We start from the raw sequence: 21,425 nt of genomic DNA on the forward strand, positions 1-21,425 counted from the left end.
GAAAGTGCAAGCGCGACGTGCAGCCCGCTCGTCTGAGGCGCGAGAAGAAATCTACGCCGGAGCAAGTTCGACATGACGGATGAGCACTTACCCCGTCAGCGCCTCGACCAAAGCCTTGACCTTCTTCTGCCGCCATTGCGGCAAGGGCGCGATCAGCCAGTAGGCGAGCGGGGACGGCGCAGCGTCGCCCACCTGCCGGATGCGCCCTGCGTCAATATCCGCCTGTGCCAGCAGGAACGGCACGCAGGCATGGCCGAAGCCATGGGCCGCTGCCTCTATCGCCAGCCCCGCATCGGCCACGCGGATCGTCGCCGGCGCGTCCCCCTTCGGGCAGCCGGGCCATTCGATGCGATGGTCAGGGCCGCCTTCCGTCGCTTCCACTGTGACGAAGGCCGCTTCGCCCAGCTTGATGCCTTCATTCTCGCCCGGCCCCTCGGCCAGTCGCAAGGCGAGGTCGAGATTGGCTTCGGTGAAGTCCAGCGTCTCGTCCGCCGCGACCAATGCGAATTTGAGGTCGGGCTGGCTTGCGGCATAGCCCGCAAGGCGCGGCTGGAGCCATTTGGCGGTGATGTCGCGCGGCGCGGCGATGGTGAGGGAACTGCTGGACTGGCCAGCCTGCATGGCGCGCACCGCTTCCTCAAACTCCAGGAAACCGGCGCGAAGGGCCGCAAGGCCTGCCTCGGTTTCGGGAGTGAGTTCCAGCCCCTTGGGCGTGCGGCGGAACAGGACGACCCCCAGCAGGTCCTCCAGCGCCCGGATCTGTTGGCCCACGGCCGCAGGCGTCACCGCCAGCTCGTCCGCCGCGCGGGTGAAGGACAGATGCCGCGCCGCCGCATCCAGCACGCGCAGGCCGTTGAGCGGCAAATGGGTACGCTTCATTCAGCCACCGCCGGCGCGATCAGCGCGAAATGCGGGATCGCGATGTCGAACGTCTCGCCGCTCGCGCCGATCATATGATAATGCCCCTTCATCGATCCCGTCGGCGTGTTGAGCGGGCAACCCGACACATAGTCGTAGCTCTTGCCCGGCTGCACCACTGGCTGTTCCCCCACGACGCCGTCTCCATCGACCCGATGCTGCGTGCCCCGTCCATCGGTTATGATCCAGTGACGGGTCAGCAGTTGCACCGGCTGGTCCCCGTCATTCTCTATGCGGATATGATAGGCCCAGAACCAGCGGCCCCGGTCCGGCTCCGACTGTTCGGGCAGGAAGGTGACGGCGACGTGCACGTTGATGTCGCGCGTCGTCGCATGGAAGGGGAAAAGTGCGTTCACGGCTTAAGAAATGCGCCTTTCACCCCTCTTCCGTCAACGCCCTATCGACTTCAGGGCGCGATCCAGATCCTCGATCACATCGTCCGGGTCTTCCAGCCCGACGTTGAGGCGCAGCATATCCTCGGTAATGCCCACCTCCAGCCGCGCCGCTTCCGCCATGCCATAATGGGTGGTGGAGGCCGGATGCGTCATCAGCGAGCGCGAGTCACCGATATTGTTGCTGATGTCGACCAGTTCGAGGCCGTTGAGCAGGCCGTGCGCCTCCGCCCGGCCGCCGCCGACATAGAGCGAGAAGATGGGACCGGCCATCGCCATCTGCTTCATGGCCAGGGCATGCTGCGGATGGCTTTCGAGGCCCGGATAGAGCACCTTCGCCACCCGGCCTTCGAGGAATTCAGCAACCTTCAGCGCATTCTCGCTCTGGCGGCGGATGCGCAGATCCAGCGTCTCCAGACCCTTCAGCACGACCCAGGCGTTGAACGCGGCCAGCGTCGGCCCGGTGTTGCGGTGGAAGGGCAGCAGCGTGTTGAGGATGAAATCCTCCGTGCCGCAGATCGCGCCCGCGAGGACGCGGCCCTGCCCGTCCATCATCTTGGTCGCGCTATAGGCCACCACGTCCGCGCCGAACTCCATCGGCCGCTGGAGCGCGGGCGTGGCGAAGGCATTGTCGACGACGCTGGTGATGCCGTGCGCCTTCGCGATGCCGCAGATCGCGGCAAGGTCCGCCACGTCCATGGTCGGATTGGCCGGGGTCTCGAAGAAGAAGACCTTGGTGTTGGGCCGCACCGCCGCTTCCCACGCCGCATTGTCGGTCGCGTCGACAGTGGTCGTCTCGATCCCGAATTTCGGCAGCAGCGTATCGGTCAGCCAGCGGCAGGAGCCGAACAGCGCCTTGCCCGCGACGACATGGTCGCCCGCCGACAACTGGCACAGCAGCGCCGCCGTCATCGCCGCCATGCCGGTCGCGGTGGCGCGGCAGGCTTCGGCGCCTTCCAGCAGGGCGATGCGCTGTTCCAGCATCTCCACCGTCGGGTTCTGGAGGCGCGAATAGGTCATGCCCTCCTGTTCCCCGGCGAAGCGCGCCGCGGCGTCCTCCGCCCGGTCGTAGCTGTAACCGCTGGTCAGGAACAGCGCCTCGGACGTCTCGCCATATTCGGTACGGGCGCTGCCGCCACGCACCGCCAGAGTGGCCGGACGCCAGTTCCGGGTGATTTCGGGATTCTGCCCGCTCTTGCGCTTCATTTTCTTACCCTCAGATCAAAGCCGCGAGCACGGCATCGCCCATTTCGACCGTGCTCATCGTGCCGCCCAGATCGAAGCTGCGGGCGCCATCGGCCAGCGCCTTGGCCACGGCGGCCTCGATGCGGTCGGCCTGTTCCGGCAGGTTCAGCGAGTAGCGCAGCATCATGCCCGCCGACAGGACCGTTGCCAGCGGATTGGCCTTGCCCTGCCCGGCGATGTCGGGCGCGGAACCGTGGATCGGCTCGTACAGGCCCTGGTTGCTGTCGTTGAGCGTGGCCGAAGCCAGCATGCCGATCGAACCCACGCACATGCTCGCCTGATCGGACAGGATGTCCCCAAACATGTTGCCGGTGACGATGACGTCGAACTGACCGGGATTGCGCACCAGCTGCATCGCGGCATTGTCGACATACATGTGGCTGAGCGCCACGTCGGGATAGTCCGCCGACACCTCTATCACCACGTCGCGCCAGAGCTGGCTCGTCTCCAGCACATTGGCCTTGTCCACCGAGCAGAGCTTGCCCCGGCGGGCGCGCGCCGCCTGGAAGCCCTGATGCGCGATCTTGCGCACCTGTTCCTCATTATAGGACATGATGTCATAGCCTTCGCGCAGGCCCTCGGGCGTCTTGCGCATGCCCTTTTCACCGAAATAGACGTCGCCATTGGTCTCGCGCACGATCAGCAGGTCGATGGCGCTCGCCACCTCCTGCTTGAGCGCGGAGGCGTCGGCCAGTTCGGGGAAGACCTTGGCCGGGCGCAGGTTGGAGAAGAGGCCCAGTTCCTTGCGCAGGCCGAGGATCGCCTGTTCCGGGCGCAGATGGCGCTCCAGCGAGTCGCAATCGGGATCGCCCACCGCGCCGAACAGGATCGCGTCGGCGCGCTTGGCCAGTTCCAGCGTCTCGGGCGGCAGCGGATGGCCCACCGCCTTGTAAGCCGCGCCGCCGACCAGCCCTTCCTCATAGGTGATGCCGGGGATCGCCAGCGCGTCCAGCACGCGCTTCGCCTGCGCGACGATCTCGGGACCGATACCGTCTCCGGGGAACAGGGCGATCAACATGGGCAACTCCTTCAAACGCGTGGCTGCCCCTTATGAAGCCGCCGCCGCCAGCGCAAGCATTTAGGCGAGGGGAGAAGGAGGCGCGGCGCAGGAACACCGACCGCCAAAATTCAGGCAACCGCTCTTTTAAGCCTGTCCACCAGGCGCTCCCGCGCCGCGAGGACGTCGACGCGCCAGTCGGTAAGGACGGACCGTTCGAGAAAGAAGCCCGTCAGCCGCAGCCCGTCCAATAAGGCGGGCCAGTCCCCTGCCCCGCCCTCCAGCAGGAAAGCGGGCAAGGGCAACAGCCGGTCCTCATAGCCGACGGCCCCCGCCCGGCTGACCGCCGCCGCGCTGCGAGGGCTGACATAGGCCGGATCCTCATTCCCGCCGGTCGCCGCGCAACGGCTAAGGTCCAGCCCAAAGCCCAATTCCGCCAGCAACAGCAATTCATAGCGGATGAGCGCCACCGCCCAGCCCCGCGCAGCCGGCGCCGCCTCCACGGCGCCCAGCACGCCGTCCAGCGCCTGATGGAGCGCGGGATAGGGCGTCCCTTCCGGCAGAGCCACGGCGGTGAGCGCGCAGACCCAATCGATCGCGGCCGCGGGCAACGGCTCCGCCAGAAGCGGGGCGCGGCTGTGCTCCAGTTCGACCGTCAGCCCGGCCAGTTGCTCCTCCGTCCGGGCGCGGAATTCGGCCTTGACGGTATTGCCCGGCAACAGGACGGGGCGCAACTGGCGCGAACGCCCCCCCCGCACATAGCCGGCCAGCAGGCCATGGCCGGGCGTCAGAAGACGCGCGATCGCCCCATGTTCGCCATGGGGCCGCAACGCGCAGACCAGGGCCGGGGTGATCAGCGTCGCCATGCCCCCTCCATATCGGCCAACGGCCCGGGGCGCCATCCATGACCTTTCGCAGCCCAACTGTCCCGAAATCGCGCAAAATCGCCGTACAGGGCCCTTCTGCCTTTTGATATATGTTGCTTTTCGATCAGGTCATGCGCACAATTATCGGCGGGGACTTGTCGGGGGACAAATTTCGCCATGTATCATATGCCCTTGGCGTCATCTTCCGTGATGGACCGCCTGGTGCTTTGGCTGGGACGTTCACCGACGCTGGGTTTCGCCATATCCCGCGTCGCCTTTTCCGCTGCGGCGACGTGGCAGATCGAAGCAATGTTCAGCAACGAGCCGGATTTTGCCCGCACGGCATTGCTGTTGAAGGCAGCCGTGTGGACGTGGACGGCGATCAGCATCGCGCAGAATTCGCTCACGCCGCCTTTGGGCCTGCTGCTGCGGCCCATCTTCCTGATATTCGACTTGATCGCCTTCCTCACGGTCATCGTGCTGTGCGAACCCTTGCAGATCGCGGCGCTGGGCTGCCTGTTCTTCGTCGCCTGGTCCGCATCCGACCGGTTCGGACGCGGCGCGGTCCTCATCCTGGGGATTTGCCTGATCTTCGCCTTCATCGCGCGGGGATATTATGAAAGCTGGGCCTCGGCCCGCCATGTGCCGGCGGTGGACCGCGCGATCGACAGCCTGACCATCGTCATCGGCTGCGTCATCGCTGCCTCCATGTTGAGCATGAACATATTGGAGCGGCGGCTGATAAGCTGGTCGGAACGGCTACAGGGCGTCGGCCTTTCCTTCCAGAAGTCGCTGGCGCAATTTCTGGTGGAGCAGGTCTCCCAATTGATGAACTCCCGCTATTGCGCGTTCGTGTGGGAGATGATGGACGATACCGCCGTCCATTGCGAACTGTACGATGTCGACGGCGTGCGTCACCTCGCCCTGCCGCAGAAGCAGATCGACGGCCTGTCCAACGTGACGCCGCGGGAGGCGCCCTTCCTCTATTCCACCCAGTCGCCGCGGATGCTGCTGCGCAGCCGCCTCGGCATATTGCGGAACGAGCGCGCGCCGGACCTGATCGACAGCATATCGGACGTGTTCGGCCCCGGGCAGGGCGCTAGCATCCATATCCAGGCGGGGGAACTGCGCGGCCGGCTGTTCATCGGGACCAGCCATGGCTGGTCGCCCGCCGTTCTGCTGCGCTGCCTGCGCATACAGGAGGGGATAGACCTTTTCCTCGAACGCCATTTCTTCTTCCTCGCCTGGCGCCAGCGGACCTTTGCCGAGGCGCGTCAGGCGCTGAGCCGCGATCTGCACGACAGCGTGCTGCAGACATTGGCGGCGCTGCGCGTCAGACTCGCGACGACGATCCACGGCCTGTCGGATGCCGCCGTTCCGGACCAGTTGGCGGAACTCAGGTCGATGGAGGAACTGGTGACGGCGGAACAGGCGCATCTGCGCCGGCTGCTCAGCCAGCAAAGTCCGGTGTCGGCCGAAACCGATGTGGACCTTGGCCGCGAAGTCGAACGCTGCTGCCGCTTCATCGCCCTGCAATGGGCGATCGATTGCCGCCTGAACCTGGCCGAACGCTCCATGACCGTGTCGGCCGAAACGGCGGCGGAGGTCGAATATCTGATCCGCGAAGCCGCGGCCAATGCGGTCAAGCACGCCCATGCGCGCCACATCACCGTGTCGATCGCGCAGGTCGACGACGAGATATTGATCGCGCTGAAGGACAATCCCGGACCGCAGGCGGTCGCCCGCGAAAACTATACCGGCGACTTCGAACTCCAGTCGCAATCAATCATGAAGCGGCTGGGCAAGATCGGCGGAACGGCATATTTTCATAATCTGAGCATGAATTCACTGATCTCGATCAGATTACCCTCCTCCTTACCAAGGTCTCCGATATGATGACCCAGATTGCGATAGTCGACGATCATCCGATCTTCCTGGACGGCATGGCGCAGTTCCTGAACTCCCACGGCCATGACATATTGTTCTGCGCCCGCTCGGTCGAAGAAGCGCTGGAGCGGATGCAGGCCGGCGAACCGGACCTGCTGATCCTGGACGTCAGCATGAAGAGTGGCGGCGGCCTTGCGATCCTGTCCGCCATCCGCAACAGCGGCAGCACCGTGCCGGTCATCTTCATGACCGTGCATATCCGCCCTGAACAGACGCTGGAAGCGATCAAGCTGGGCGTCGACGGAGTGGTGCTGAAGGACAGCGATCCCAACGACCTGCTAAGCTGCATCCAGCAGGTCATGAGCGGCAACAAGAGCATCGCCCCCTTCGTCATGGAACAGGCGCTGGTGCACAGCATTTCCGCGCCCGCCAGCGAAGCCAATGTGCTTGCGGTGCTGACGGAGCGGGAACTGGAGATCGCCGGCCTGATCCGCGCCGGCCTGCGCAACCGCGAAATAGCGAGCCGGTGCGGCCTCACCGAAGGCACGGTGAAGGTGCACCTGCACAGCATCTTCCAGAAGCTCAACATCAAGTCGCGCTCGGAACTGATCATCATGATGATGTCGATGGACAGTGAAATGCCCGCCGTAGGGATGGAGCATTGAGCGGCTGTTTGGCGGCGAGATAGCAGAAAGCGGATCGTCTGCTTTCCCTTGCGGCGTCGCGTGCTCCCGCACTGGCTGGAATTCAATCCCGCCGCCAGCATGTCATCGCACCGGTTGAACTGAGATTGCACGAGCCACTCGATCAATTCGGGTGCCTGCGCAGGCGCATAATGGCGCCAACCGGCCGAAAGGCGAGCCGGAAACGCCATCATGCCCTGTATCCGGATCACCCGACACCCCTCGGCCTGGGCTTGCCGAATGGCTCAACCCGGACCCGATGCGCGATCCGATTCAACCCACGATGCGCTAACTCAGCCCGTGCACGAAATCCGGCAGACGCGCCACGCCGCTGGGATTGGGTCCGGCCATATAAAGCGCCATGATCGTGCCCAGCGCAATCGCCACGCCATAGGGAATCGGCCCTTTCTTGCCGAACAGCGCAATGGACGAACCTTCCCGCACGCTCTGCGGCACCAGCCGCCGGCCGGCCATCAGCACCAGCGCCAGCACACCGCCCCCGACGGTGACATAGACGATCCAGGGAATCACCCCCGCCCAGTCGAACCACAGCGCACAGGCCGTCATCAGCTTGACGTCCCCACCGCCCATCGCGCGTATGGCGAACAGACCGCATCCCACCGCGAACATGCCCAGGAAAACGGTGCCGTTCCGCCAGATGTCATTTTCCCACCCCGCCACAGCGACCCAGACCGCATAAAGCCCGACAACCAGCAGGGGGAAGATATTGGATATGCGCAGCCGGGCCATATCCTCCACCGCCGCCGCGATGAGGACGAGCGAAACGGCAAGCAGCACCAGATCCTTCATCACTTCTCCGTGGTCTTCAAGGTGTCGAGCGCAGCCGCGGCTTCGGGCACGAAACTGTCGGCTTCGGTCACGGCACGGCTGAGATAGGCCTGCGCCTTCGGCAGATCGCCCATCCGCATCGCCACCTGCCCGGCATTATTGAGCCGGCGCGCCCACTCATCGGCGGTGTCGGCAGGCCGGCGGCTGATGTCCTGTCCCGCCATCACATAGGCCGTATCGCCATTCGCGATCACCCGCGCATCGTCCGGTGCGCTTTCGCGCGCCTTGTCGAAGATCACCGCCGCCTTCTCCGCCTTGCCCTGCTTGAGCAGCGACAGTCCGTAATTGTTGAGGACCTGGGAAGGCTTGTCGGTGAGTTGGAACGCCCGCTCATAAGCCGCATTGCTCAACGCCCAGGACTGCGCCTGGTCATAGGCCACGCCCAGCGCATTCCATGAGCGCCAGCGACCGTCGCAATCGGCCACAGCCAGGCGCAACGGCTCGAGCGCCTCCTGCGACCGGCCGAGGCGCAGCAGGGCGATCCCCCTCCCCTCATCGACGCGGCAGTTGTTGAGGCCACTTCGTTCCAGCGCGGTGAAACGCGCCAGCGCCTCCTCATCCCGCCGCTTTTCGAGCGCCATGCGCGCATCCGCAATCTCTATCGCTTGCAGGTCGCCCGATTGCGCACCAGCCCGCCATTGGCTCAACATCGCATCCGCCTGGATGATCCGCCCGCCATCTATCGCCTCGTCCACCAGCCGGGCATAGTCCAGCGGCGGCGGCACCGCCCCGGCGGATGGCGCCGCAACCGCCAGCAGCAGCGCCCCGATCATCCCCGAGCGCCTTTCCGGTCGGGCCGCACCATGCTCTTCCACAAGCGCTCGAACAGACCGTCATAAGCGGGCTTTGCTTCTTCGCGTGCAGCCAGATTGGGCAAAGCCGCCGCATCCGGCCTGCCTACGGCGATGATGGGGGCCGTCAGTTCGGGCCGGGCCTGCGTTTCGGCCACGGTGACGATCCGGGTCGTCAGCTGCGGGTTGGTGCGTGCCGCCGGTGCCGCTGCCTCCATCGTCCGCAACCGCACCTCGCCCAAGGAAAGGCGTTCCAACTCGACGCCCGCGACCGGCGCCGGGCGCGCGGCCGGCGCAGCCGAAGCCAGTTGAGCCAGCGTCGGACGAGCAACGACAGCCGTACCCGCCTGCGCCGCGCCGGCCTGGGCGAGCAGCGCATCGGCCTCGCCTTTCAGGCCTTGCGCCGACAGGCTCCGCGCGAAGTTGCGCGCGATGCGGGCATCTTCCGGCGCCCGCGACAGGGCCAGTTCGAAATATTCCCGCGCCAGATCATGCCGCCCCATGGCCGCGTAGCTGATCGCCACCCCGTTCAGGCCGTGCGCATCGGTCGGATCGTTGCGCACTGCGCGGCGGAAGGCATCCAGCGCCAGCGCATATTCCCCCCGCGAAAACAGCAGGTCTCCCCGCGCCAGCGCATCCTGCGCCGGTCCGGCAGGCTGCTGATTGACGGGCCTTATCGAAAGGACGCCCTTTTGCGGCCCGCTGCACGCTGTCGTCGCCATGATGAGAGCGACTGCCATTATCCCTTTGTTCATGGTCCCCCCTCCCCCTTATCCTAACGAGTCATGACCGGCAGGATGTCGCGCACCACCCGCACCACTGCCGGCAGCATCAACACGCCGATCATCACCGGCAGCATACAGGCGACCAGCGGCACCGACAGCAGGACCGGCAGGCGATGCGCCTTCTCCTCGGCGCGCATACGCCGCTTTTCACGCATCTCCGCTGCATAGACGCGCAAGGTCTGCCCCACGCTGGAACCCAGTTGATCGGACTGGATCAGCAGCGTCGCGAAGGAGCGAATTTCGTCCACGTCGACATCATCCGCCATGCGCCGCAAAGCATCCTGCCGGCTGCGCCCCGCGCGCAGTTCCAGAACCACCTTGCCCAGCGCCGCCGATACCAGCGGATGGGACAGGGCCAGTTCGCGGCCCACCCGATCCATCGCCGCCTCCAGGCCCAGGCCCGCCTCGACGCAGACCAGCATCAGGTCCAGCGCATCGGGAAAGCCGTGGACGATTTCTTCCTGCCTGCGCGCTGCCTTGGCCGAAATCCACAGATTAGGCAGATAAAGCCCCAGGACCGCCAACAGCGATGCCATGACATAGAGCTTGAGCGCAGTTGGCGGCTCGGCCTTGCTCAGCGACATAAGAACGAAGATCGCCGGCAGGGAAAAGGTCAGTATGAGCCGGAAAAAGGTGAAGAGCTTCGGCGCCTCCGGCGACACATAGCCGGCAGCGATCAATCTCCGCCGCAAACTGTCATTATTGGTGTCGACCAGCGGGATGCCCATTTTCTCGATCCGGTCGACCAACTTCTTCCATTCGCCATCGTTCCGTTCGCCGCGCAGCGTCTGGCTGCCATGGGCGGCATTGGCCGCGTCCCCGACAAGATCAAGACGGCTGCGCACCCGCGCGTTGCGCAGGATGACCTCCGACAGGCCGAAGACCACCGCAACGATTGCGATGAACAGCAAGCCCAACAGGAAAGGCCGTAACTGGATGAACAGTGCCGAACTCAACATCGCATCACACCTTCAGGTCGACCATGCGGCGTATCGTAACGAAGCCGATGATGTAGAGGACGATCAAACCCGTAAAGCCGACGATGAACATACGCTCCTGCGCGACATCGAGATAAAAGGCAGGATTGACCAGGAACAGGCCGACAAAGGCCAGGATCGGTAGTGCGGTCAACATCACCGCCGTCATGCGCCCTTCGGAACTGAGCGCCCGGACCTTCATGAACAGGCTCGCCCGCTCGCGGATCACGGTCGACAGATTTTCCAGGATCTCCGCAAGATTGCCCCCCGTCTCGCTCTGCACCGACAGGGAGATGACGAACATATGCATCTCGTTCATATCCCAGCGCTCCGCCATGCGCTGCAACGCATCGCGCAGGTCGGCGCCATAGGTGACTTCATCGACGACGATGCCGAATTCGCTGCCGATCGGATCGCGCATCTCCTTGGTCAGCAGGTCCAGCGCAGCGGCAATCGGATGGCCGGCGCGCAGGCCACGGACGAAGGTGTCCAGCGCGACCGGAAACTGCTCCTCCATCTTCTTGCGCCGCCGTTGGGCAAGCCGCGTCAGCACCATCATCGGCAGCGCGATGCCCAGCGCGCCCGCAAAGGCCAACGCCATCACGAACATCCCCGCCGTCAGGGCGTAACCCGCCGCCATGCCGCCCACCATCACCAGCAGGAACAGCACGCACGCCGCGATCAGCATCAGCATCAGCACCGTGCGCGCCGGAAAGGTCAGCCCGGCGCCATGCAGCACCCGCATCACCCCCAGCCCCGCCCGTCCGAACAGGGACGAGCGGTCGAAGCTCACCGCCTCGTCGCTTCGCCGCAGCTTGGAGAGTACCGTGCTGCGCTCGAAACCGGCCGCGATCATCTTCAACCGCCGGTTCACCACGCGATCGGTCGTCGCACGCGCGCGCAGCCAGCCTGCAATGCCCTCGATCGTCAGGATCACCGCCGCGAAAAGCAGGACGAGGACGAAGACGCGGATGTAAAGCGGGTTCATCAGTGGATCACCGCATCGGGGCGGAACAATTCGGCCGGCAGGGCTATGCCCCGGTCGGCCAGTTCGCCCATGAATTTGGGACGGATGCCCGTCGCCTCGAAATGGCCGCGCACCATGTTGTTCTCGTCGCGGCCCGTCATCTTGAAGCGGAAGATTTCCTGCATGGTGATGACTTCCCCTTCCATGCCGGTGATCTCCGACAGGCTGAGCAGACGGCGGCGGCCATCGGCCAGCCGTCCCACCTGCACGATCACATTCAGCGCCGAAGCGATCTGCGCGCGGGCGGAACGCGGCGAGATGTCGATGCCGCTCATGCCGATCATCTGCTCGACCCGGGACAGCGCATCGCGCGGCGTGTTGGCGTGCACGGTCGTCATCGATCCGTCATGGCCGGTGTTCATGGCCTGAAGCATGTCGAAGGCTTCACCGGCGCGGACCTCGCCCACGATGATGCGGTCGGGCCGCATGCGCAGCGCATTCTTCACCAGGTCGCGCTGCGTGACTTCTCCCTTGCCCTCGATATTGGCGGGACGGGTTTCCAGCCGCGCGACATGGCGCTGCTGCAATTGCAGTTCGGCCGAATCCTCGATGGTGACGATGCGTTCATGTTCATCGATGGCGGCTGACATGGCGTTGAGCAGGGTCGTCTTGCCCGAACCGGTGCCGCCGGAAATCAACACGTTGCGCCGCGCCTCCACCACGGCGGACAGGACCTGCGCCATCGGCGCGGGCACGCTGCCCAGTTCGGTGAGGCGCGCCATGCTGATCGGCACCTTGGCGAACTTGCGGATGGAAAGCAGCGATCCATCGATGGCCAGCGGCGGAACCACGGCATTGACGCGGGAGCCATCCGCAAGGCGAGCGTCGACAAAGGGGGAGGATTCGTCGATCCGCCGGCCCACCGCCGCCACGATTTTCTGGATGATGCGCAGAAGATGCTTCTCATCCTTGAACCGGGTCGCGGTTTCGACCAGCCGGCCGTTGCGCTCCACGAAGACGACCTTGTGCCCGTTCACCAATATGTCGGTGATGCTATGGTCCTTGAGCAGCGGCTCAAGCGGTCCCAGTCCCAGCAGCTCATCCAATATATCCGACACCAGCCGGCGACGCTCTTCCAGATTGAGCGCATGCTTCTGCAGCGCGAGCTGCTCATGGACGATCTCGCCCACTTCGGCTTCCACCTGCGCCCGCGACATGGTTTCCAGCGCGGAAAGATTGATGATGTCGATCAGCTTCTGGTGCAGCGCCACCTTGAGTTCGGTATGCCGGTCCTCCTCCAGATGGGCGGCCTCGGTCTCGACCGGTCCCACCTCGTCCCTAGGGTCGCCGCGTTCGCCTTTTCGGATCTGCCACATCAGCCTTTCTCCGCCTGACCTTCGGCCTCAGCAGCCTGGATGCAGCAATCGACGATGTCCTGCATATCCTTGCAGATGCGGCTGCGCGCCTTCAGCTCCTGGATCAATACGCCCTGGTCCAGCGCCGAGCTGACCAGTGGGAAATCGTTGGCGATGCTGAGCTTCACCGGATGATCCAGCGCCGCTGCCGCATCCTCCAGACCGATGGCGCGGAAGAATTTCTTCTCCACGCGGTTGGCGACGACATGGATGCGCGCGGGATCGATGTCCTGATCGCGGAGCAGCGAAATCTGACGGCGCGCCTGCCGCAGGCTGGCGATGGTGAGTTCGCACACAAGAAACACGACCTGCGAACGCGCCACCAGCGACATCGACCAGTTGGTCCAGTTGCCCGGCAGGTCCAGATAGACCGTATCGAAACTGCGCTGCGCCAGTTCGACGATGCGGAAGACCTGATCGGCGTTTACTGCCTCGATCGGCATGATGTCCGCCGGCGCGGTCACGACCCTGAGGCCGGTCGAAGTTTCCACGGTGACGGTCCGCAACAGCTCATTGTCGACGCGGCTGCCCGCGTTGAGAAGGTCCGCCAGTGTCAGGGGCGAGGAAATCCCCAGGAAGGTGCCGGCATTGCCGAACTGTATGTCGAAGTCGAACAGGCAGACCTCACCGCTGCCCTGCTTTGTCGAGCGTGCGTGAAGACTGGCCGCCTGCGTCGCTATGGTCGTCGCGCCGACGCCGCCAACGCTCTTGATGATGGACACAAGCTGGCCGGTCTTCACGTCGTCCTGACGGCTGGCTGCAATGCGGCTGCGCAGATCGTCCAGTATCGCCGCCAGATCATGGGCGCGCAGCGGCAGTTCGATGACGTCGTTGATCCCGCTGCGCAACAGGGCGCGCACAACGGCGATCTGCGCGCCACGCACGGCCGCCACCAGCATCAGCTTCGGATGAGCCGCGCGAAGGCCGGCGAGCCGCACCATGGAGGCTTCATTGTCTGGCTGAACCTCGATGATGATCGCCTTGGCATCGGCCACCAGTTGCGCCGGCACAGCCTCCCCCGCGCCCAGCATGGACAGGGTGAGCGATTGGCCGGTCAGGCGATCGCCCAATATATCGGACGCCTGCACCTCCTGCTCCGACATGATGAGGTGAAGGCCTTCATCCCCGATATTGAGGGTCCAGCTCTCGACGGGTTCCGTTGCGTTCGTCACGATGCCCACGATCTTGTCCCTCAATTTGATGCCGAGCCCTGGCCGTCTTCCATGGTGAGAGCGGCGCTGAAACTGGGTAATGGAATCGATGCCCTGAAAAGGATGAGCGCTATAGGCCGAAAGGCCATGTTTTTTATTCGTACCGTGACCAGCGGCGCTATATCTGGGCCATTTGGATCACCGGAATAACCGATACCGGAATTATCATATTGAACCTCGACATTGGCTGCACCTAATTCCGGCAGGAATGCCTTCATCCGATTGACAATATTGGTGAAAGCCGCCGAGTTATAGGGTGTTATCAGGGAGTTGCATGCGCTGCCGCTGCATGAACCGCAGGCAGTGGAATTGCATGTCATCGATGAAAAATAGGATGTGCCTATCGATGATCCCTGTGCGATGCTGCTACTCCCGGTCGCGAAGCTGTATGTCGCGATGCCGGTCGCCACCGGATCGGTGGCGACGGCGTAACGGACGCCCATTTGGGTAGCCTTTTCCGCACGGTTCCAGGTCCACATCAACCGCCCGACATCAATGATGCCCAGCAGGAAGATAAGCAGCAGCGGCAAAACTAACGCAAACTCGGCTGCGGAGGAGGCCCGGCTGTCTCTGATCAGGGCGGTGAAGGATTTGCTCATAACCCCATCACCGGCGATTGAGAACTGGCGTTCAGATACAAGGTGCTACTGTCGAATCCCAGCTTATTGAATAACGATTGATATTGAAGCCGGTGAGCATTGTCGGTTGACGTCGCCACCTTCACGACGGGAATGAAATTCATCCCTTCGTAAATACCCGAAGCGCTGACACTTGCCGGATCGACGCAATCATAGGTGACTCTGATCGACTGCGGATCGGTCCATCCGGTGAGACGCGCATTGCCGCCGGTCAGTTGCCCGGTTCGAACCAGATTGCGCGTGTCCGCCTCGACGGTGCCGCCCGGAACATTATCGGTCGACGCCGTGGTGCAACTGAAATTCGAGAAACTCAGCCGGCCGGCATAGCGGGCGCCATCCCTCACCGCCTTGACCACGACATGCTCGCTCAGAAAATAATTGCCGAGTTCGAAAGCGCCGAACATCAGCGCGATGAGCAAGGGCGTCACGAGCGCCATTTCGGCGGCGGACGAACCCGACTGCTCCCTGAAAAGGCGCACAAACATCGCTCCGCCTCACTCTATCAGGCGCGGAGTATCGCGCCGCGTGATCTGCGGGGTGCCGCCACCTTCGCCGGTGCCCGATGAGCCGATGACTTCCACATAAACGTCATTTCTGCTCGTGTAGGAAGCGGAACAGCCAGTCTGGTTGCTCGGAGTGCCCCCACATTTGGTGCGATCCATGCTAGGTTCCACCATGAAGACGTCGATGTAACCCGCCACCGGAATCGTCTTCTTGCCATTCAGTTGCTTGTTCTTATCGGCAAGTTTGCAATTGACCACGGCAGCGGTCAGGCGTCGCCTGTCTATGTTGTTCGTATTGGGCGCCACGCCCGGATAATTGCACTGTCCCGCCTGAGGCGTGCTGTAAGTGGAAAGATTGGGATTACCCGCCGTCGCCCTTGGTGCCAGGCGGGCCGCTGGATCCTCCGCTTCCCAAAGATAGGTTTGATAGCGGGTGACATTGGGCCCCAGACCAGCGGTGTTTTGCCAGTCAACGCTCGGATGATTGGATCGGAAATAGGCGGCCCTGTCCCACACGCCGTTGCCGATGCGCGAGGTATAATTGCTCGCGCCGATGGAATGCATCAGGTCGCGCGGGAAGCCCATGATTTCCGGCGTAATGGTAGGACTCAGCGCAGCGGCGGTCGTTGGCCGGTAACGTTTGCTCTCATAGTTGGTATTGTCAGCCGGATTTTCCTCCCAGGAACAGGTTGCACCGCGAACCACGTCCTTGCGCACATTAGTTGAAGGTGAGCAGGGAGGATTGGAACATGCGGAACTATTGCCGGGCGGAAAGTCGAACCGCATATTGAGCGAATCCCGCACGGCGTTGAGCAGGTTGCCCGTTTCCATCGTCACATTTTCGGTCGGCGCACAATTGCTATACAAGGCATTAGAAGCAAGAGCCTCTGCTACGCTGCTTGCACCCCTACCTGCCTGATCGACGAAGCCGAAATTACCGGGCCCCCATTGCGTGCCTCCTTCCGCCATCACGATGCCTGTGCCGGATGGAATTGAAACCGCGTAATGGGAATTGGTGTTGCCATCAGGCTCGTCAGGATTGCAGATGAAGAATGGAACGGCTCCACAGATGGCGGAACCCACACCCGCATAAGCTGTCCCCGAAACGGGGCCGGAGGAAATTGCGGATACTATCGGCGTCAAGGCATAAAAGGCGGATCGCGTGCCAACGGTGACTTCAACGAAATTGGCTGTTGCGTCGTTCGTTGCGGCCTTGGATTTGTCCTTGGTCTCGTAGAAACGGATTGCCCCTGTAGCATCGCAGGCGGGCTCATCCGCAATCGTGATGCGCGGCGTTGAGCCATCATTTGCGAAACGGCTGCTATTGGCAATCAGGTTCCTTGCCGCATTTGCAGCTCTGCTGCACGCGCCAGTCGCACCGTCAAGTTGACTTGCCGCTGCCAGAGCCGCCTGATCCGCCGCACTCTGCAACTCGCTGTCCATTCCGGCGAGCCGTGCATAATCGAAAGCAATCCCGCCTGCGGCGATCAGCGCGAAAAGCGACAGCGCAACCGTCGGAGCGACCGCACCGCCTGTTGACTGCAGCAAGCTTTTCCGAGCGCGAGACATGGGATCTCTCATCCTCCTCGTTCAGTTGGCTCCACCGCCGGAACCGCCGCCACCGCCTCCAGTACCGCTGGTGGTACGGATCGACTGGGGCTTCTTCACCTTGTCGGTGCGATAGCGTTCCACCGCCGCGGCCGAGCGCTGGCCATCACCACCCTCGACCAACGTACCTTCATAATGCGGGTCGGGATCGATCACCTGCATCGCATAATTGCTGCGAACCGCGCCGCCGAAGGTCGGGTCGTTCGCCGTGCAGCCTGCCAGCAGGGGCAGAAGCAGAGCCGGGGCAAGATAAAGTGCACGCATCGTCAACCTCCTGCTCACAGCTCATATCCGCTGGGCGCCTTGCCTGTCGCGGGCGCTTCCTTGGCAGGCGCAGGCGCGTTCTTGGGCGCTTCGGGCGGCATCGCATTGGGATCGAGCGGATTGATCCCCACCGCCTTGTCCGTCCGCCCCATCAGGAACAGGTCGAGTTCGTGCGGGGGCGCGACCCGGTCGGTCGGCAGGCGCACATCCTCTGCCCGCATCGGCTTCACAAGGCGCGGCGTCACGATGATGACGAGTTCGCTCTCGCTCTTCTGGAAACCGCTGGAACGAAACAGTGCGCCGATGATCGGGATGGAACCCAGGATCGGAAACTGCCGCACCGTGTCCTGGAAATCCTTGCGCAGCAGCCCTGCCAGGGCGAAGGACTGCCCGTCGCGCAATTCCAGCGTGGTGCTGGCGCGCCGCGTCTGCAGGCCCGGGATGGTGAGACCGTTGATCGTCACCGAAGCGGACGGATCGATGGAACTGACCTCCGGTTCCACCACCAGATTGATGATGCCATCCTCCAGCACTGTCGGCGTGAAACCCAGGCTGACACCGAAGGGCTTGAATTCGATGGTGATGGAATTGCCGCCGTTATTGCCGCTGCCGCCGCTATTGCCGCCCTGCGATACCGGTATCGGGAACTCGCCGCCCGCCAGGAAAGACGCCGTTTCGCCCGACAGCGCGACCAGTGTCGGCTCGGCCAGCGTGGTCACGACGCCCTTGCGCTCCAGCGCGTCCAGTGCAGTGGTGAGGTTGAGGCTGCCCACTGAATAATTCGCCGCCCCGATGCCGAAGCTGTCCAGAATCTTGCTCAGATCCACAATCGGCCGACCATTGGTGTCGGACAGGATGGCGGAAGACTGCGCCGCATTGCCGATGCCGCCCACCACCTTGCCGCTATCGGACAGGAAAGCGGTGTTGATCCCGAACTGCTTCGCCGCGCTGCGGGTCATTTCGGAAAAGCGCACCTCCAGCATCACCTGCTGAGCGGCGCCTACCGACATCATGTTGACGACCTTGTCACCGGCATAGGTCTTAGCGATCTGCACTGCGCGATCGACCGCCGCCGCGCTCGACACGGTGCCGGTCAGTACCACAGCGTCATTGGAAATGCGGGCGCCGATAGGCTGACCGGGCAACAGTTCCGACAATTGCCGCTTCAACGTCACGACATCGGGGCCTACGGCCACGTCGACCACCGCGATCATCATGTTGCGGCTGTCGTAGAGCGTCAGGCTGGTGGTGCCCATCTTCTTGCCCAGCACATAGACCGAACGGTTGGTCATGGGCAGGACGTCAGCGATTTCCGCATTGCCGACCAACGCCTTGGAAAAAGGCCGGTCGACGGTCAGCACCTGGCTCTTGTTGAGGGGCACGTCGAGTTGGCCGGCATGGTTGGCGTTATTGACGTTGAGCGAGGCGACCTGCGCCTGGGCCTGCATGGGCAGCAGCGACGCACCGGCGCCCAGCGCCAGGGACAATGCCAGCATCGGCAAGGACTTAGCGGGAACCATAGCGCTTCACCTCATAGCTGGTGCCGGTCGTGCCGCGCACGATCTCGACCGATGCGGTCGACGGCAGAGCGTTCGTGTTCTTCGGAATCGCGCGGCGTGCGGGACGGAACGCGGAGGCCGGACGCGGCGGCAGATAGGCAAGGTCGGCAACGCGGGCGCGCGGGCCGGCAAAACCGCCCACATAGGCGCCGTCGCGCAAATCCTCTATGCCGACGGTCTGCACGGCGGGATTGGGCTTGTCGGTGATATTGCGCAGGACCAGCGTGAGTTGCCCGACCTGCTGCGCCAGAACCAGCTTCTGCGCGTCGACCTGGTTGACCTCCAGCGTCGCGGTCTTGCCGACGGCCGGGTCCTTGGACGTGTCATTGGCGTTCTGGTCAATGGCGATCACGCGCGTGCCTTGAAGCAGGACGTCGGTGATCTGCTGGCTGCCGCCGCCTGCCGGGTCCTGAAGGGTGCGGGTGACGAAGACATCGACGGTGTCGCCGGGAAGCACGAAACCGCCCGCAGCGGCTACATCGCTCACGCGTACGGCGACGGCCCTCATTTCTGGGGCCAGGACTGCCGACATCGTCGCCCGCCCGCCTTCACCGGAGAGCTTGGAGGCCAGTATCGGTTCGCCGGGCTCGATTTGCCGGAGGACGACGCGGCCTTTGCCGAGGGAGGTCAATTGGATGGGATCGCGGAAAGCGCCGGGCGGTACGGAATTGGCGGGCCAGTCGACCACGCGGATCTTTTCGGCGGTTACTGCGGCACCAAATGGCAGTGGTACAGCAGCAACAACGACTTTCGCCATACCACCGTCCACCTGTTGCACCTTTTCGGCGCTGGCCAGATAGGTATTGGCGACAAAAACGGCTGCAAGACCCAGCACTATCGCTAAGCCAAGGACCATGAGAGACCTACGCTGCCCCACGACAACTCCCCCCGGAATTGATCATCAAGAGCCGGTCGATACGTATCGACCGGCTCATTTATTTGTTAACAAACACCATTGGTCGTATTAATACAGTTCTTGGCTGTATTCATGGCGCCACTAATTGCGCCGCCCAACTGGAAAGCAGCCAATGCAATGCCAGTACCCACGATCGCCAGGATCAAGGCATATTCGGCAGCCGACGCACCACTTTGGTCAGCCCAAAATTTTTTAATAAAAGTCATATTAACCCCCAGTCATTGAATTACTGAAACTAAAATAGCACTGCATCAACCGGTTCAGCACACGCCGTTGGCAGTAGAAATACAATTCTTGGCCCTGTTCATGGCGCCGCTAATCGCACCGCCCAATTGGAACGCCGCCAGCGCGATACCCGTCCCCACGATCGCCAGGATCAAAGCATATTCGGCCGCCGACGCACCACTTTGGTCGGCCCACAGGCTCTTCAAAAAGGTCATATCTTTTACCCCTACTCGCTGGGAGCAATTCCCAGTTGCTCTTGCTCAGCTCCACGGTAGGGGCCTGTCCACCTCGCGACCCCGGCGCCGGTATGCTCCGATCACCAGGTAGTTGGCAGTTCCCGTAGAACTTGCTTTCAAATTGGACCAAAGCTGATGCAAGTCAACATGGTAAAAAATATGTATATTTTTCAAAATCTTAAAGCAATTTTTTGTTAACCTTTTCCGTCAACCAGATTCATTACTTTAAGTAAACAATGGTATTTTTCTAATATATCTTTGGATATATGCTTTTAGAAAATTAGAGATTTTCTTTTATATTATTAGGATTTTTATTTTTCTCTATTTCAAAATATCATAGTCAAACTGAAATTCAAGGAATATTATCCGAATTTCATTTCGAATAAAATAACAGTTATCAGGACCTCAAGCCTGTCTTATTTGAGAGGAATAGTTGGCCGTCCGCCGCTGAATTACCCGGGCGACTAATACCTTCGTTCTAGGCTATTCGGGGCAGACAGGATCGATAACTTGACCAGAGCAGCCGCCGCCACTCGCACCGATCATCGCGAATCAGCCGCGACTCGTCGCACAAAGGCCCGGAAATAAAGCGGTTTGCACCTGTCCCATTCAGGAACAAATGTTGCCGCTTTCCTTACTTCGCACTTACCCGATGACGGAAGGTGAGGTTCACCCGATCCGACAACAACAGATAGGGCAGCCAGATCGCGGCGCTGATCAGGACCTTCTTCACATTGCCTGTCAGCATGTCCAGCAAAGCGGCGTCGACGCCATGCGGCACATTGTCGATCCCCGCCACCAGATGGGCGATGCCCAACTGCGCCAGCAGGTCGACACCCCAGACCATTACCAGAAAGCGAGGGAAGAGCGGCACGAGGCGCAGGGCCATGGCAAAGGCGAACATGTAAAGGCTGGACAATATCACCACATCCGCCAGCATCACGCCGTAGAGACCGACGAACCAGGGCGGCGAATAGCTGCCCAACGCGGGAATGGAGCTGAGAAATTCCAGCGTGCGCACCGGCACGTTCACCGCAATTCCCACCAGCAGAGACGCCATCACGCCATAGAGGCCGAACTGCGACATCTCCCGCGCTCTCAGGCAGTCGACCTTGCGCCAGCGGCCCACCTGCGCCAGTCGAAAGGCGGGCTGGGCATGGATGCGTCCCGCCGGAAACAGCTTCAATCCCAGCAGCAGCGACCCAACAGGCGCGCCAACCACCAGCATATAGGGCAGCAGGCCCGCCCCGCTTCCCCAGGGCGTTCCGCTGTAGGGCGTCGCCGGAAAGGCCAGCCGCAGGCCGCAGGCGAAGGCGGCAGCCATGATCCAGATGACGACGATGCGCTCCAGATTGACCTGCATCGACAGCACGACGGCCACGCTCTTGCGGTAGAGACGGTCCCTGACCATTCGCACCATGGAACCGGACTCCTTCGAACGCCGAACCTTGCCGCGACTATCCGCGATGTTGGTAAACGCCCGGTAAATGCGC

Annotated in this window: 23 protein-coding genes; 2 read left to right on the forward strand and 21 right to left on the reverse strand. The window is 62.6% G+C overall.

The window, feature by feature from the left end; genetic code table 11:
• Window positions 1–87: 87 nt before the first annotated feature.
• From EWH10_RS13610 to recO, 5 genes are all read right to left on the reverse strand, one after another.
• Window positions 88–879, reverse strand: a complete 792-nt coding sequence (locus tag EWH10_RS13610) for a LysR family transcriptional regulator (protein WP_044661964.1) — start codon at window positions 877–879, stop codon at window positions 88–90.
• On the reverse strand, window positions 876–1,274 hold the full coding sequence (gene apaG, locus EWH10_RS13615; RefSeq protein ID WP_025546552.1) for a Co2+/Mg2+ efflux protein ApaG: 399 nt from the start codon (window positions 1,272–1,274) through the stop codon (window positions 876–878). Before apaG ends, EWH10_RS13610 begins: the two co-directional genes overlap by 4 nt.
• Before the next feature lie 33 nt (window positions 1,275–1,307).
• Window positions 1,308–2,516: an O-succinylhomoserine sulfhydrylase gene (gene metZ, locus EWH10_RS13620; protein WP_044661963.1), complete on the reverse strand. Its 1,209-nt coding sequence runs from the start codon at window positions 2,514–2,516 to the stop codon at window positions 1,308–1,310.
• 10 nt (window positions 2,517–2,526) lie between these two features.
• Window positions 2,527–3,573, reverse strand: a complete 1,047-nt coding sequence (gene leuB / locus EWH10_RS13625; RefSeq protein ID WP_044661962.1) for a 3-isopropylmalate dehydrogenase — start codon at window positions 3,571–3,573, stop codon at window positions 2,527–2,529.
• A gap of 110 nt (window positions 3,574–3,683) precedes the next feature.
• On the reverse strand, window positions 3,684–4,418 hold the full coding sequence (recO, locus tag EWH10_RS13630; protein ID WP_065847269.1) for a DNA repair protein RecO: 735 nt from the start codon (window positions 4,416–4,418) through the stop codon (window positions 3,684–3,686).
• 210 nt (window positions 4,419–4,628) lie between these two features.
• Here recO and EWH10_RS13635 point away from each other — a divergent pair, with 210 nt between their 5' ends.
• Both EWH10_RS13635 and EWH10_RS13640 read left to right on the forward strand, forming a co-directional pair.
• On the forward strand, window positions 4,629–6,314 hold the full coding sequence (locus tag EWH10_RS13635) for a sensor histidine kinase (RefSeq protein WP_229742637.1): 1,686 nt from the start codon (window positions 4,629–4,631) through the stop codon (window positions 6,312–6,314).
• A complete protein-coding gene (locus EWH10_RS13640; RefSeq protein ID WP_044661959.1) occupies window positions 6,311–6,970 on the forward strand; it encodes a response regulator in 660 nt (219 codons plus the stop codon). The genes EWH10_RS13635 and EWH10_RS13640 overlap by 4 nt, the downstream gene beginning before the upstream one ends.
• Window positions 6,971–7,276: 306 nt before the next feature.
• On the opposite strand, the gene EWH10_RS13645 is transcribed toward EWH10_RS13640, so the two are convergent.
• The 16 genes from EWH10_RS13645 to EWH10_RS13720 form a co-directional block, all read right to left on the reverse strand.
• Window positions 7,277–7,798 (reverse strand): A24 family peptidase, encoded by a 522-nt coding sequence (locus tag EWH10_RS13645; RefSeq protein ID WP_229742625.1) that lies wholly within the window; start codon window positions 7,796–7,798, stop codon window positions 7,277–7,279.
• Entirely contained in the window at window positions 7,798–8,610 is an 813-nt protein-coding gene (locus EWH10_RS13650; RefSeq protein WP_025546540.1) for a tetratricopeptide repeat protein, read from the reverse strand. Before EWH10_RS13650 ends, EWH10_RS13645 begins: the two co-directional genes overlap by 1 nt.
• The gene (locus EWH10_RS13655; RefSeq protein WP_229742622.1) at window positions 8,607–9,368 is read right to left on the reverse strand and encodes a tetratricopeptide repeat protein; all 762 of its coding nucleotides are present in this window, start codon (window positions 9,366–9,368) and stop codon (window positions 8,607–8,609) included. The genes EWH10_RS13650 and EWH10_RS13655 overlap by 4 nt, the downstream gene beginning before the upstream one ends.
• A gap of 35 nt (window positions 9,369–9,403) precedes the next feature.
• Window positions 9,404–10,372, reverse strand: coding sequence for a type II secretion system F family protein (locus EWH10_RS13660; protein WP_044661957.1), 969 nt, complete (start codon window positions 10,370–10,372; stop codon window positions 9,404–9,406).
• A 4-nt stretch (window positions 10,373–10,376) separates the two neighbouring features.
• On the reverse strand, window positions 10,377–11,378 hold the full coding sequence (locus tag EWH10_RS13665; protein WP_044661956.1) for a type II secretion system F family protein: 1,002 nt from the start codon (window positions 11,376–11,378) through the stop codon (window positions 10,377–10,379).
• On the reverse strand, window positions 11,378–12,733 hold the full coding sequence (locus EWH10_RS13670) for a TadA family conjugal transfer-associated ATPase (RefSeq protein ID WP_044661955.1): 1,356 nt from the start codon (window positions 12,731–12,733) through the stop codon (window positions 11,378–11,380). Before EWH10_RS13670 ends, EWH10_RS13665 begins: the two co-directional genes overlap by 1 nt.
• Window positions 12,733–13,968 (reverse strand): CpaE/TadZ family protein, encoded by a 1,236-nt coding sequence (locus tag EWH10_RS13675; protein ID WP_044661954.1) that lies wholly within the window; start codon window positions 13,966–13,968, stop codon window positions 12,733–12,735. The genes EWH10_RS13670 and EWH10_RS13675 overlap by 1 nt, the downstream gene beginning before the upstream one ends.
• Entirely contained in the window at window positions 13,965–14,582 is a 618-nt protein-coding gene (locus tag EWH10_RS13680) for a TadE/TadG family type IV pilus assembly protein (RefSeq protein WP_044661953.1), read from the reverse strand. Before EWH10_RS13680 ends, EWH10_RS13675 begins: the two co-directional genes overlap by 4 nt.
• Entirely contained in the window at window positions 14,579–15,106 is a 528-nt protein-coding gene (locus tag EWH10_RS13685; protein WP_025546526.1) for a TadE/TadG family type IV pilus assembly protein, read from the reverse strand. Before EWH10_RS13685 ends, EWH10_RS13680 begins: the two co-directional genes overlap by 4 nt.
• A 9-nt stretch (window positions 15,107–15,115) precedes the next feature.
• A complete protein-coding gene (locus EWH10_RS13690) occupies window positions 15,116–16,693 on the reverse strand; it encodes a pilus assembly protein TadG-related protein (protein WP_044661952.1) in 1,578 nt (525 codons plus the stop codon).
• Between the two features lie 21 nt (window positions 16,694–16,714).
• Window positions 16,715–16,996 (reverse strand): hypothetical protein, encoded by a 282-nt coding sequence (locus EWH10_RS13695; protein WP_044661951.1) that lies wholly within the window; start codon window positions 16,994–16,996, stop codon window positions 16,715–16,717.
• A 14-nt stretch (window positions 16,997–17,010) separates the two neighbouring features.
• Complete coding sequence (locus EWH10_RS13700; protein ID WP_044661950.1) at window positions 17,011–18,492, reverse strand: type II and III secretion system protein family protein; 1,482 nt, start codon at window positions 18,490–18,492, stop codon at window positions 17,011–17,013.
• A 10-nt stretch (window positions 18,493–18,502) separates the two neighbouring features.
• On the reverse strand, window positions 18,503–19,411 hold the full coding sequence (gene cpaB, locus EWH10_RS13705; RefSeq protein WP_082166285.1) for a Flp pilus assembly protein CpaB: 909 nt from the start codon (window positions 19,409–19,411) through the stop codon (window positions 18,503–18,505).
• Between the two features lie 86 nt (window positions 19,412–19,497).
• Window positions 19,498–19,677 (reverse strand): Flp family type IVb pilin, encoded by a 180-nt coding sequence (locus EWH10_RS13710; RefSeq protein ID WP_082166286.1) that lies wholly within the window; start codon window positions 19,675–19,677, stop codon window positions 19,498–19,500.
• A 54-nt stretch (window positions 19,678–19,731) separates the two neighbouring features.
• Window positions 19,732–19,911, reverse strand: a complete 180-nt coding sequence (locus tag EWH10_RS13715) for a Flp family type IVb pilin (RefSeq protein ID WP_044661948.1) — start codon at window positions 19,909–19,911, stop codon at window positions 19,732–19,734.
• A 655-nt stretch (window positions 19,912–20,566) separates the two neighbouring features.
• Window positions 20,567–21,352 carry a hypothetical protein gene (locus EWH10_RS13720; protein ID WP_044661947.1) on the reverse strand — a complete coding sequence of 262 codons (786 nt, stop codon included), beginning with the start codon at window positions 21,350–21,352 and terminating at the stop codon, window positions 20,567–20,569.
• Window positions 21,353–21,425 lie beyond the last annotated feature (73 nt).

This window comes from Sphingobium fuliginis (assembly GCF_004152845.1).
GTDB lineage: Bacteria > Pseudomonadota > Alphaproteobacteria > Sphingomonadales > Sphingomonadaceae > Sphingobium > Sphingobium fuliginis.